Source organism: Escherichia sp. R1, assembly GCF_003000935.1.
Classification (GTDB): domain Bacteria; phylum Pseudomonadota; class Gammaproteobacteria; order Enterobacterales; family Enterobacteriaceae; genus Escherichia; species Escherichia coli.
This window is the reverse complement of sequence record NZ_PSRU01000002.1, coordinates 301,737-315,220: the sequence shown is the minus strand read 5'-3', so window position 1 is coordinate 315,220 and position 13,484 is coordinate 301,737. Positions and strand designations below refer to the sequence as shown.

The 13,484-nt window shown below is 52.3% G+C and carries 11 protein-coding genes; 2 read left to right on the top strand and 9 right to left on the bottom strand.

What is annotated here, in order from left to right; genetic code table 11:
• Positions 1-53: 53 nt before the first annotated feature.
• From asmA to udk, 3 genes are all read right to left on the bottom strand, one after another.
• Positions 54-1,907: an outer membrane assembly protein AsmA gene (gene asmA / locus C4F37_RS04235; RefSeq protein WP_001538933.1), complete on the bottom strand. Its 1,854-nt coding sequence runs from the start codon at positions 1,905-1,907 to the stop codon at positions 54-56.
• A gap of 21 nt (positions 1,908-1,928) precedes the next feature.
• On the bottom strand, positions 1,929-2,510 hold the full coding sequence (gene dcd, locus C4F37_RS04230) for a dCTP deaminase (RefSeq protein WP_001773994.1): 582 nt from the start codon (positions 2,508-2,510) through the stop codon (positions 1,929-1,931).
• Between the two features lie 91 nt (positions 2,511-2,601).
• Positions 2,602-3,243 carry a uridine kinase gene (gene udk, locus C4F37_RS04225; protein WP_001295424.1) on the bottom strand — a complete coding sequence of 214 codons (642 nt, stop codon included), beginning with the start codon at positions 3,241-3,243 and terminating at the stop codon, positions 2,602-2,604.
• Positions 3,244-3,560: 317 nt separating this feature from the next.
• On the opposite strand from udk, the gene C4F37_RS04220 reads away from it, so the two are divergent.
• Complete coding sequence (locus C4F37_RS04220; RefSeq protein ID WP_000043712.1) at positions 3,561-6,878, top strand: diguanylate cyclase; 3,318 nt, start codon at positions 3,561-3,563, stop codon at positions 6,876-6,878.
• 109 nt (positions 6,879-6,987) lie between these two features.
• On the opposite strand, the gene alkA is transcribed toward C4F37_RS04220, so the two are convergent.
• Complete coding sequence (gene alkA, locus C4F37_RS04215) at positions 6,988-7,836, bottom strand: DNA-3-methyladenine glycosylase 2 (RefSeq protein WP_001538936.1); 849 nt, start codon at positions 7,834-7,836, stop codon at positions 6,988-6,990.
• 133 nt (positions 7,837-7,969) lie between these two features.
• Between alkA and yegD the strand changes: the two genes are divergently transcribed.
• Entirely contained in the window at positions 7,970-9,322 is a 1,353-nt protein-coding gene (gene yegD / locus C4F37_RS04210; RefSeq protein WP_001538937.1) for a molecular chaperone, read from the top strand.
• Between the two features lie 12 nt (positions 9,323-9,334).
• Here yegD and yegI read toward each other — a convergent pair whose 3' ends face one another.
• From yegI to C4F37_RS04185, 5 genes are all read right to left on the bottom strand, one after another.
• Positions 9,335-11,275 (bottom strand): protein kinase YegI, encoded by a 1,941-nt coding sequence (yegI, locus tag C4F37_RS04205; protein WP_001538939.1) that lies wholly within the window; start codon positions 11,273-11,275, stop codon positions 9,335-9,337.
• Positions 11,272-12,033, bottom strand: a complete 762-nt coding sequence (pphC, locus tag C4F37_RS04200; protein WP_032139937.1) for a protein-serine/threonine phosphatase PphC — start codon at positions 12,031-12,033, stop codon at positions 11,272-11,274. Before pphC ends, yegI begins: the two co-directional genes overlap by 4 nt.
• A complete protein-coding gene (locus C4F37_RS04195) occupies positions 12,030-12,689 on the bottom strand; it encodes a vWA domain-containing protein (protein ID WP_000003163.1) in 660 nt (219 codons plus the stop codon). Before C4F37_RS04195 ends, pphC begins: the two co-directional genes overlap by 4 nt.
• Positions 12,690-12,906: 217 nt before the next feature.
• Positions 12,907-12,963: a type I toxin-antitoxin system Ibs family toxin gene (locus C4F37_RS04190; RefSeq protein ID WP_100249772.1), complete on the bottom strand. Its 57-nt coding sequence runs from the start codon at positions 12,961-12,963 to the stop codon at positions 12,907-12,909.
• A gap of 271 nt (positions 12,964-13,234) precedes the next feature.
• Positions 13,235-13,291: a type I toxin-antitoxin system Ibs family toxin gene (locus C4F37_RS04185; RefSeq protein WP_012767742.1), complete on the bottom strand. Its 57-nt coding sequence runs from the start codon at positions 13,289-13,291 to the stop codon at positions 13,235-13,237.
• Positions 13,292-13,484 lie beyond the last annotated feature (193 nt).

Sequence of the window (13,484 nt, the reverse complement as noted above, 5' to 3'; positions counted from 1 at the left end):
GATGCGACGCTTTACGCGTCTTATCAGGCCTACAGGACAGGTCACCTGGTAACCTACATCTTCTCCAGCAACTTCTTCACATCTTTGCCATTGCGGGAATCTTTATTCCGCTCGGCCCAGTCGTTAAGACGGCGTTTTGCTTCATCCTGTAGATGTTTACGCAGTAACTGATCCACTTGCAGGCTGTAATTAAGTTGCTGCCAGTTGCCATAAACCCGCAGCGGTACTGGCGTTTCTTTCAGGAAATCAATCAGTTTGCTTTCCCCGTTCCAGCCACCCACGACCCGAATATCAAACTGGGTGTCACAGGTTTGCTCCGCCAGATTCAACATGCCTTCCCCTGTCAGCGCCAGCACAGGCGATTGACCTTGCATGTCGTTTAACGTCACGACGCCATCCTTCAACGTCAAATCGGTGGTAAAGCGGTCAAGACGCGTTACGTTATCGAAGTTTTCAGCGGCCTTCACATCACCACCATTACGTTCTACCGCTTGCTGAATCATCTGCTGGAAGTTCATCCCTTCCATGCGCGTGTCGGTCATTTCGACATGTGCCTGTCCTTGCCAGTTATGGCGGAATGCGTCGGCATCTATGTCAGCACCGGAGAAATCACCAGCCAGTGACATCTTTCCGGTCAACGAAATCGGATAGTTAAACGCCTTCAGAATGGTACCAATCTCAACGTTTTCCAGCCGTGGCTGGAAGTTTATCCGCGGATTTATTGATGTCGCGTCCAACGTGCCCGGCAGTGAAACCTGTCCACCGTTAAGTTTGCCCTGCAGTTGAGTAATTTCCAGCAAACCCGACTTGTTGGTCATTTGCGTGGCAACATCTGTAAAATTCATTCCGCGCCAGCGCACGTTACTGGCCTGCAACAAAATATCAGCCGTAAAGCCTTGCAGTCCCTGATAGGCCGGTTCATCAATACGCGAAGAAATGACCGGGCGCGGCAACGTTGATTGGCTCTGCCCTTGCTGCGCGGCACCGTTCTCACCATTCGCTGTTTCATTAAGGGGGATGAGGTTGTCAAGATTCAGTTGCGGGAATTGCAGTCTCAGCTGCCATTCCGGTTTCTCTGTCAACGTGACCTGTGCTTGCCCGCTCAGCGTACTGTCATTGGCGGTCAAACTAATTTGGTTAAATGAAAGGCGTTTATGTGACTCCTGCCACTGGACCTGGAAACTCCCCTGCCCTTGAATACCTTGTTTTGGTAAATCGGCACCCTGCAACTGCCAGTTAATTTGTTCAATAGCCGCCATTAAATCATGCGGATAATCAGAAGCATCCACCGTACCGTTAAGGGATATCGTGAGATCGCGCTGATCGCGATTAACCCGCCCGGAAAACTCAAATGAGCCACGATGTTGGGGATCTTGTTCCATTTGCAGGCGGATATTGCGGATTGTCACCTGCTCGTCATCTTCATGCTGGAACACCAGAACGCTGTCCGCCACCTTAAGACTGGATATATCAAACGACCATCCGCGATCGTCTGACAGATCCGGCAAGGTATTGTCGCGCGGTGCAACCGGAGCGTCTTCACTGCGCACCGCTTCCGTCTGCGGCGTCAGTTGGATCACTGCCCCTTTTAGCATCACCTGCTTAACGCTCAGTTGATGGCTCAGTAGTGGTAAAAGCGCCACGTCCAGACGCATGTTGTCTGCTCGAACCAGTGGCTGGCTCGCGCCCTGGGCGGTGAGAGACATTCGCCCGGAGAGGATACTAAGCTGCGGCCAGACGTGCCAACGCAGTGGCCCGTCGAGCTGCAATTGATAACCGCTACGTGCAGCAACTTGCTTGACCATATAGTCGCGGAAATCATTCGGATTCACCAGCAACACTAACGCAGATAACCCGGCCACCAGCACGACCAGGAGTATCATCAGCGTCGTCAGAAATCGTCTCATGGTATCCTCAATGGGCCTGAATTAGTCTTTATCGATTCGGCTGGCTACCGCGCCCTGCTGGTTGCGATATTTCGCATCTTCACGGCGGTTGTAAGGTCGCGCCGCCGGGCCGGAAAGCGGCTCAAAGCTCAGCGCACCAATTAACATGCCCGAACGCAGCGCCAGCGGCAGCTTACCGGAGTTGTAGAACTCCAGCACAATGCAGCCAGACCAGCCCGGATCGATACGGTGCGCGGTGACGTGCACCATCAGCCCCAGACGCGCCAGTGAGGAACGCCCGTCCAGCCATCCCACCAGATCGGCTGGCAGCGTCACCGACTCCAGCGTCACCGCCAGCGCCAGCTCTCCTGGGTGAAGATAGAACGCCTCGCTTTCATCGAGAACGATCTCATCGCTCATCACGCGGTCAAGCGCGGCGCTCACTTCATCTTTGGGACCGCTCAGATCGATAAACGCTGCCGTGTGACCACGGAAGGTACGAAATTTATTGCCCAGGCGCACATCCACCGTCGCGCCGTTAATACGCTCCACTGGCGGACGTGGGTTGATCGACAAACGGCCTTCATCAAGCCAGGCTTCAATATCTCGGTCACACAGACGCATGGCATTTTCTCCTTTCGAGCATCACTCCCTTAACGCCAATTACGTCAAGGGCATACCAGGTTATCACTGAACGGTACACAATTTATCAAGCTTATTCAAAGAACTGACTTATTTTCGCTTTCAATATATCGATCGCGATGCGGTTTTTCCCGCCGCGCGGCACGATAATGTCCGCATATTGTTTAGAAGGCTCAATGAATTGCAGGAACATCGGGCGCACGGTTTTTTGATATTGCGCCATCACTGAATCCATTGAACGCCCACGCTCGTTAACGTCACGCTTGATGCGGCGCATCAGGCAGATATCCAGCGGGGTATCAACGAAAATGGAGAAGTTAAGTTCGTCACGTAAACGCGCATCCGTCAGCAACAAAATGCCTTCGAGAATGATGACCTTCTTCGGCTCAACCGTCACCGTTTCTTTCATACGCGTATGTTCAACATAGCTGTAAACCGGCAGGTCAATTGCCGAGCCGCGTTTCAACGCTTGTAAATGCTCAAGCAACAGGCTGTGATCCATCGCGCTGGGATGGTCGTAGTTGGTCTTAACGCGTTCTTCCATCGACAGATGGCTTTGATCTTTGTAATAGCAGTCTTCGGGAATTACGCCGATGTGTTCATCACCGACTTGCTCACGTAATTCACGATAAAGGGTACTGGCAATAAGACTCTTGCCGGAAGCCGATGCGCCAGCGATACCGATAATGACGCACTGATGAGACTGATCAGTCATATATTTAGCGACCTGATTAACCTGGATGTTAGGAAGGGGGCGACGAAGCGCCAAACGCGGCAATTATAGGGATTTCATCCGCCTGATACCAGTCGAATAGCGTTGCCGCGCGCTCAGAGTTAATTGTTGACGAAGAATTCCCGGTGGCAAATTACGTTGATCAGTTTTATACAAGGTAAAAAATGTTATACGCAGTTGCGCAAATTATCCGCCTTTACGTCACTTTATGAGCAATTCGCATATAAAATGTAAAACTTTTGTACTAGCATAAACACAGAAACGAATACTGGCGACCTGGCCTTGCGGATAAAGCGGTAATGAGCAAACAATCACAGCATGTATTAATTGCCCTGCCCCACCCGCTGCTTCACCTGGTCAGTTTAGGTTTAGTCTCGTTTATCTTCACCCTTTTCTCACTTGAGCTTTCGCAGTTTGGCACCCAACTCGCCCCACTGTGGTTCCCGACGTCCATCATGATGGTGGCGTTTTATCGCCATGCCGGGCGCATGTGGCCGGGAATTGCGCTGAGCTGCTCGCTGGGAAATATCGCCGCATCCATCCTGCTTTTTTCCACCAGCTCGCTGAACATGACCTGGACGACCATCAATATTGTTGAAGCCGTGGTCGGGGCAGTGCTGCTACGTAAATTGCTGCCGTGGTATAACCCCTTGCAAAATCTGGCTGACTGGCTGCGTCTGGCACTCGGCAGCGCCATTATTCCGCCTCTGTTGGGGGGTGTTCTGGTTGTCCTGCTGACGCCCGGAGACGATCCTCTCAGGGCATTTTTGATATGGGTACTGTCAGAATCCATCGGCGCTCTGGCACTGGTGCCGCTGGGATTGTTATTTAAACCACACTATCTACTGCGCCATCGCAACCCAAGGTTGCTTTTTGAGTCGCTGCTCACGTTAGCCATCACGCTGACGTTAAGCTGGCTTTCGATGCTGTATCTGCCGTGGCCTTTTACTTTCATTATTGTGCTGTTGATGTGGAGCGCCGTGCGCCTGCCACGAATGGAAGCCTTTTTGATCTTCCTTACCACGGTGATGATGGTGTCGCTGATGATGGCCGCGGATCCCTCCCTGCTTGCTACGCCGCGTACGTACCTGATGAGCCATATGCCGTGGCTACCGTTTTTGCTGATCCTGCTGCCCGCCAACATCATGACGATGGTGATGTATGCCTTTCGTGCGGAACGCAAACACATTTCCGAAAGCGAAACCCGCTTTCGGAACGCCATGGAATATTCCGCCATCGGCATGGCATTAGTGGGCACCGAGGGACAATGGCTGCAATCCAACAAAGCGCTCTGCCAGTTTCTCGGTTACAGTCAGGAAGAGCTGCGCGGACTCACCTTTCAGCAACTGACCTGGCCGGAGGATCTCAATAAAGATCTCCAACAGGTTGAAAAGCTGATAAGCGGTGAAATAAACACCTATTCAATGGAAAAACGTTACTACAACCGCAATGGCGATGTTGTCTGGGCGTTGCTTGCCGTCTCACTGGTGCGCCACACGGATGGCACGCCGCTCTATTTTATCGCTCAGATTGAAGACATTAACGAGCTAAAACGCACCGAACAGGTCAATCAACAACTGATGGAGCGCATCACGCTGGCCAACGAAGCGGGCGGGATTGGCATCTGGGAGTGGGAGCTGAAGCCGAATATTTTTAGTTGGGATAAGCGGATGTTCGAGCTGTATGAAATTCCTCCGCATATCAAACCGAACTGGCAGGTGTGGTACGAGTGCGTGCTGCCGGAAGATCGCCAGCACGCCGAAAAAGTGATTCGTGATTCGTTGCAATCACGCTCGCCCTTTAAACTGGAATTTCGCATTGCCGTGAAAGATGGCATCCGCCATATCCGCGCCCTCGCCAACCGGGTACTGAATAAAGAAGGCGAAGTTGAACGCCTGCTCGGCATTAATATGGATATGACGGAGGTTAAACAGCTTAACGAGGCATTGTTTCAGGAAAAAGAGCGCCTGCACATTACGCTGGACTCCATCGGCGAAGCCGTGGTCTGTATTGATATGGCAATGAAAATTACCTTTATGAATCCAGTGGCGGAGAAGATGAGCGGCTGGACGCAGGAAGAAGCGTTAGGTGTTCCGCTCCTGACGGTGTTGCATATTACTTTTGGCGACAACGGACCATTAATGGAGAACATTTACAGTGCTGACACCTCACGTTCCGCGATCGAACAAGATGTGGTATTGCACTGCCGGAGCGGCGGCAGTTACGACGTGCATTACAGTATTACGCCGTTAAGTACTCTGGACGGCAGCAATATAGGCTCGGTACTGGTGATTCAGGACGTTACCGAATCACGCAAAATGCTGCGCCAGCTGAGCTACAGCGCCTCCCATGATGCACTGACGCATCTCGCCAATCGCGCCAGTTTTGAGAAGCAACTGCGTATCCTGCTGCAAACGGTAAACAGTACGCATCAGCGACATGCCCTGGTGTTTATCGATCTTGATCGCTTTAAAGCGGTGAATGACAGCGCCGGGCATGCGGCGGGCGACGCTTTACTGCGCGAACTGGCGTCGTTGATGCTGAGTATGCTGCGCTCCAGCGACGTGCTGGCGCGGCTCGGTGGTGATGAATTTGGTCTGCTACTGCCAGACTGCAATGTTGAAAGCGCTCGTTTTATCGCTACACGCATTATCAGTGCCGTGAATGACTATCACTTTATATGGGAAGGACGTGTGCATCGGGTAGGTGCCAGTGCCGGGATTACCTTGATTGATGACAACAATCATCAGGCAGCTGAAGTGATGTCGCAGGCTGATATCGCCTGTTATGCCTCCAAAAATGGTGGCCGGGGCCGGGTGACGATTTACGAACCGCAGCAAGCTGCCGCACATAGCGAACGGGCAGCGATATCGCTTGATGAACAGTGGCGGATGATTAAAGAGAATCAGTTGATGATGATCGCCCACGGCATCGCTTCGCCACGGCTCCCGGAAGCAAGTAATTTGTGGCTGATTTCACTTAAGCTCTGGAGTTGCGAAAGCGAGATTATTGATGAACAAACATTTCGTCGTAGCTTCAGCGATCCGGCACTTAGCCATGCTCTTGACCAACGGGTATGCCACGATTTTTTCCAGCAGGCCGCAAAAGCGGTTGCCAGTAAAGGCTTAAGCATCGCCCTTCCCCTTTCCGTTGCTGGTTTGAGTAGCGCCACGCTGGTGAATGAACTGCTTGAGCAGCTGGAAAATAGCCCTCTACCAGCACGGTTATTACATCTGATTATTCCGGCAGAAGCGATTTTCGATCACGCAGAAAGCGTGCAAAAACTGCGGCTGGCGGGATGTCGGATCGTATTCAGTCAGGTAGGCCGCGATCTGCAAATCTTCAACTCGCTGAAAGCAAATATGGCAGATTACCTGCTACTTGATGGTGAGTTATGCGCCAACGTGCAGGGTAATTTGATGGATGAGATGCTGATTACGATTATTCAGGGGCACGCTCAGCGACTCGGGATGAAAACCATCGCCGGGCCAGTCGTTTTACCCTTAGTGATGGATACGCTTTCGGGCATCGGCGTCGATCTGATTTATGGTGATGTGATTGCCAATGCCCAACCGCTGGATTTGCTGGTGAATAGAAGTTATTTCGCGATTAACTAAGGGAGCGTTTGCCCATTGCCTGATGCGACGCTAACGCGTCTTATCAGGCCTACAAATCGCTCATTCCCCAGGCCGGATAAGGCGCTCGCACCGCATCCGGCGACCAACGTCATGCTTCGTCTGGTTGCCAGCCTTCCGTATACCAGATATGCAACAGCGCATAAGAACGCCAGGGCTTCCAGCGTTCGGCATAACGGCGGATTTGTGCCAGTGTCATTCCCGGAAATCGCTGTTTAATCAGATAATCATCCGGCAGAAAAACATCTTTCGCCTGCCAGCCACGCAAAGCAAAATAATTTGCCGTCCAGCGTCCGATACCCGGAAAGGTTTGCAGCGTTTTCATCGCTTGTTCTACGTCGCCCGGTATTGTCATTGGTAAGGTGCCCTCCAGCGCCGAATTTGCCAGATGAATCAGCGCCTCTGCCCGTTTCAACGGCATACCTAACGCTTTTAATGCCTGCGGGTCGGCTACTGCCAGCCGCTGAGGCGTGGGGAAGCAGACATAATCCGGAAAATCATCCAGCCGTTCGCCATAAAGCTGTGCCACTCTGGAGGTCAATTTTGCCGCCATCGCCACGCTCACCAGTTGGCCTAAAATCGCCCGCACGCCCTGCTCAACAGCGTCAACACAACCAGGTAAACGCAATCCTGGCCGCGCCGCGCCTAACTTGCCCAACGCACCGTTAACAATCTGCGGGTTACATTGCAGATCAAACAGGCGGCTCATTTTCGCCAGACACTCAGCGGCAACAGGTTCTAAACCTGCACTTAAATTTATGTGCAGAGTATGGCGGGCTATATCCGGAATAGCAGTCACCACGCCGCGATATTCGCCTACCGCCAGACTACGGGCATAATAACTGTCCGCGACCGTTTCCACGCCGCTCACCGCACGGGCGGCGAGAAATCCCAACATCCACGACCAGTCATACGGCGGCTGCCAGTTCAGGGTATACATCGCATCTCCTTGTTAATCCGCTTTCAGCATAAACGTTATTCAGACGTTACGCTTTGCTTTCATATTCCGGTTGTCGCGACGGCAACATTTCGCTAAAGTCACGCCCCTTCTTCACCGGCATGGGGATTATTTCGTGTTTATTGGTTTTGATTACGGTACAGCAAACTGTTCAGTGGCGGTCATGCGCGACGGTAAACCGCATTTGCTAAAAATGGAAAACGACAGCACGCTGCTGCCTTCAATGCTTTGCGCGCCAACGCGTGAAGCTGTAAGCGAATGGCTGTACCGCCATCATGATGTTCCGGCAGACGACGATGAAACGCAGGCGCTGTTGCGTCGGGCGATTCGTTATAACCGCGAAGAAGATATCGATGTTACGGCGAAAAGCGTGCAGTTCGGTCTTTCCTCACTGGCACAGTACATTGATGATCCAGAAGAAGTGTGGTTTGTGAAATCACCAAAATCGTTCCTCGGTGCCAGCGGCTTAAAACCGCAGCAGGTAGCGCTGTTTGAGGATCTGGTCTGCGCAATGATGTTGCACATTCGCCAACAGGCGCAGGCGCAGCTGCCGGAGGCAATTACTCAGGCGGTGATTGGTCGCCCGATCAACTTCCAGGGGCTGGGCGGTGATGAAGCAAACACCCAGGCGCAAGGGATTCTGGAACGCGCGGCGAAGCGTGCCGGGTTTAAGGATGTGGTATTCCAGTACGAGCCGGTCGCGGCTGGGCTGGATTACGAAGCCACCTTGCAGGAAGAAAAACGAGTGCTGATAGTGGATATCGGCGGTGGTACGACTGACTGTTCATTGCTGCTGATGGGGCCGCAATGGCGTTCGCGTCTCGATCGTGAAGCCAGCCTGCTGGGTCATAGTGGTTGCCGTATTGGTGGTAACGATCTGGATATCGCACTGGCGTTTAAGAACCTGATGCCGTTACTGGGCATGGGTGGCGAAACCGAAAAAGGCATCGCCCTGCCGATTCTGCCGTGGTGGAATGCGGTTGCGATCAACGACGTTCCTGCGCAAAGTGATTTCTACAGTAGTGCTAACGGTCGTCTGCTTAACGATCTGGTACGCGATGCCCGTGAACCGGAAAAAGTGGCCCTGTTACAGAAAGTCTGGCGTCAGCGTTTAAGCTATCGCCTGGTGCGTAGCGCAGAAGAGAGCAAAATCGCCCTTTCAAGTGTAGCGGAAACCCGCGCCTCACTGCCGTTTATCAGCGATGAACTGGCTACGCTGATTAGCCAGCAAGGGCTGGAAAGCGCCCTCAGCCAGCCACTGGCGCGGATTCTGGAACAGGTGCAACTGGCGCTGGATAACGCCCAGGAAAAACCGGACGTTATCTACCTGACCGGCGGTAGCGCCCGTTCGCCGCTGATTAAAAAAGCGCTGGCAGAACAGTTGCCGGGCATTCCGGTTGCAGGCGGCGATGACTTTGGCTCCGTCACCGCCGGGCTGGCACGCTGGGCGGAAGTGGTGTTTCGTTAATTGAAAAATGGCTCAGCAACGGCTTAAATCTGCCTGCGCCTGAGCCAGTTTTTCTGCCGCCTGACGTAGCGGTTCCATCAACGGCATGGTCCGTGCTGGCGCATGAAGGCGGAATCGCTGCAACTCTGTCGCGCCGACAGTCAGCGCCGATTCCAGCCGATGTCGTTTGGCGGCTATTTTTGCCATTACCGCTTGTCTGTCTGCAGGCGTTACCGCTTCGTTCGGCCTGAACACAAAACGGCGTTCACAGCTCGCTTTCCAGTCGATAACCGCCTGGGTCAGATGATCACCAAAACCTTTTACTTGCTTAACGCTCCGTCGGGTAACATCCGCTGCTGTTTCAATACCAAAGGACCGTAACGCCGCTTTACGCGCAGGGCCAACGCCGGGAATAGAGGCAACATCAATAAAAAATCCCTCCAGAAACTTCTGCTTCTGCCGTTCCCTTGCGGTGTCGTGAAGTGCTACCAGAGCGCGTTTCTCTTCTTCCGGTAACCCGAGAATTTCGTCCTTCATTTTTTCGAGCATCGCCCGTTTGGCGATAAAACCTTCCAGCCCGCCCAACTGCTGGATCTGGCTGACTAAATGGTCATAGTCCATTTTCGCGCGATTAAACGCCTCACGGCGTTGCTGGATTTCTGCTTTGTACGCTTTGCTTGTCAGGCTGCCAATAATCCAGATAGCCGCCAGCACAGGAATCAAAATAATATAACGCGGTTCTGCCTGAAGGCCGCAAAGCAACAGCGATAACGCTGACAGTGCGATCTCAATCAGAATGATGTATTCGCGCCGTAACAGGCCTGAAGGAAGCGGCCTGCCAGTCGGTTGGAAATGATCGGGTAATGGCAGTTGCAATGCTGGCGGTGCTACTGATGCCATCACCATCGCCCAGACTCTCGCCAGCACAAAATCACCGCCGGTGGTAATGACCTCTTCGCCGAGATCAATAAAATAGATAACGCCTTGATTATCCAGCGCACACCACGGGCAGTCAGTCAAATGAGCGGGGTAAACATGCATTGCCGAAACGGTACATTTCTTTAACTGTTGGCGTAGTAAATCAAGTGCCGCTACCCACGCTTTTGCCGTCGGACGCCCGGTTGCCACGCCACTTTCCGTGAATGCCTGCTGAAACATGGCTTCAACATCGCCCGGTAACATCGACAGCGGAATCGATCGTGGCGGCGGTTTTAAACCACGTCGCTGATTATCTGAGGCGTAGGCATAACGGAAATGGGCAATATCCGTCTCCAGCGCATTACCTGCATCAGAGATAAGCGGTACACCGGAATAAGGATGCCGCCCACCAAACAAGATGTGAAATATCAGCAACGCAAGGCCAAAATTATCGTGATTTTCTGTGCGTTCAAAGCCGACAAATGATGGCATGGTTTGCAGCTCTGGCGGCGTAAAATGCGACACGCCGACTTCGCATAAATGCAGTGTACCATTGGCATTAATCTGAAAGGAGTCGCTATCAATCAACACCACTTTGCTGTCGCGACCTACCATAAAGCTGTTCTGGTTTACGTCACCCACGACGTGCCCGTGCTCATGAACAGTAGCAAAAGATGAAGCAATATTGCGCGCAACATAGAGTAGAAAATCCCACGCACAATGAGGGTAACTCTGGCGACGATGTGCCGGGCTATAGATCATATGAATCGGTTCTTTACCAGAAACTTTTGGCATCATAAAACCGATAACTTTTCCGCCTCGTCCACCGTGAAGCGTTGCCTGCGGCCAGGCGACATAATTCAACAACTGCGCGTCAGCTGTCGCAGCCATAAAGGCAAGTTTGTCCTGTTTTAAGGCGGGTGGCGGCGTGTGATAAATCTTGGCGACGCTATCGACAAACTCCTCGATATCATAAACCGCACCTTCGCCGCCTTTGCCCAGTTCACGGCCTGGCGTAACGCACTCACCAGTAGCAGTATATAAAGTGGGTTTCATGGTAACCACAGCGCCAGTGCCAACGTTTTATCATCATCCGTACGCTCGTTTACCGCCGGGCTGGACAAAAACTGCTTTAACAATTCAGGTAATAAATCGAGTTGTTCCTGCGTTGCTGACGCCAGTCCATTGAAAAACGGGGTAAAGAAAGGCACATGCGGAGAATTATCCAGCATATTTAACGCCAGTCGCTGAATACCATCCGTAAATGCTGCAACTTTGTGCGCACGCTCAGTGCTGGTGAAAGTTTCCAGTCTGGAAACGGCATCTTCATCGGTAATGAAGTGCGTCATATTGGTATATTCACCCACCATCGGCGTGAGCGGCAGTTGCAAACCGTGCCCCAAATCTACCACCACGCCGCCATCGCCAATCTGCATAATCAAGGTGCCATTAGCTGATGAAATCAATCCCAAAAACGTGCAGGCAAAATCGCGAACCGCTAATTCTTTGGCTTCCGCCTCGGCAAAAAGTCGCTGACGAATGGTCAGCACAATGTCCGTTGCGAGGACATCATTAAGCCCCAATTCCCCGCCCTGCAATTTTTGCGACATATAAGCCATCGCTTCATTGACGGCGAGCATCGCACCTTCGCCACCCTGCGAGACGCTGCCTGCGCCATCAGCGACAAATACCGACAATAATGGCTGCTGGTCATTTAGCCAGGCAACCTGCATCTGGCAGGCATCCTGGCAAGGCAAATCAGCGCTAATATGCGACGTTCCAACGGCTGATGCATAGACCAGTCGCCAGCTCACACTGACGTCCAGCCTTTTGGCGCTTCCAGCACAACTTCCGTTCCCGGCGTGGAGCGGGAAACCGAACGCAGCGAACTGGATAACCAGCTAAACAGTTCACGGAATTGTAATCCCTGCAGAGACAAAGGCTGACGGACGCTGATTTGGGCCAGCGTCTTCATATCCGCCCCCTGAACACCGATGGTAAAGAAGGCAAACTTCTTATCTTCTTCCCCCTGAAACACTTTGTTGGCGGCAGCCTGCCACTCATCGGTTGGTGCGCCATCGGTGATCAGGAAAATCCACGGACGATAATAGGAAATACCATTGGCACGATATTCACGTTTCCGCTCCTCAACCATATCCAGGGCTTTGGTAATGGCAGCGCCCATTGGTGTATCGCCCTGGGCAAACAGGATGGGCGGGAAAAAATTAGCGGCGCTGGTAAAGGGTTGTTCCACATGCACCGGGCCGAACGTCACAATGCCGAGTTCCACTCTTTTTAAGGCCAGCGAATCGGCAAGCAGCTCATCGCGAAAGGTAACCAATCCGGCGTTAAGTTCATTAATGGGTCTACCGTTCATAGAACCAGAAACATCCAGCAGCAAAATGCAGGGGCAACGTGGTTCCGGGTTACTGGCAAAATCGCTGGTGGCAAACGTGATTTGTTCGCTCATAAGAAATCCTTTCTTAGAGAATTATTGAGGTCCGGTATCATACCGATTGCAATAATGAAATAAGAGCAAACGAAGAAACTTTCAGAATTAGGCCCGGCGGCGCAGAAAATTTTGCTATTCGCCTCGCAAGAACGGAGAGCCGTCGATTGACACTAAGGGCGGAGTGACATAATTTCAGGAGTAAGGGTAGAGCGGGGTTTCCCCCGCCCTGGTAGTCTTAGTAAGCTGGCCAGCTAATGACTAAGAGCACCACGATGATGAGTAGCTTCATCATGACCCTTTCCTTATTTAAGGCCCCTTCCTCGGGAGGGGCTTTCCCGTTTCAGCGTCCCGCTGAAATCTTCGGCTTACTTCCTTTCGCCCTGTATGCAGTCTATCGCTGACTTGCGGATAAAATAGTTTCAAGTGTGATTATTGCGTAACGACTCGCAAAGAATATTTGCTGGCAGGATCGCAGACTGCAAAGTCTGCGGATTGACAATTGGACCGTGAAGGCATACTTTCAGGAGTGAGGGTAGAGCGGGGTTTCCCCTGCCCTGGTAGTCTTAGTATGCTGGGTAGCTAATCACTAAGAGCACCACGATGATGAGTATCTTCATCATGACCCTTTCCTTATTTAAGGCCCCTTCCTCGGGAGGGGCTTTCCCGTTTCAGCGTCCCGCTGAAATCGTCGGCTTATCTCCTTTCGCCATGCAAGCAATCTATCGCTAACGCGTAGATAAAATAGTTTCATGTGTTATTACTGGATGCGTGCTCGCAAAAGTGCCCGTCATTCAGACGATTCCCGACAGTGTT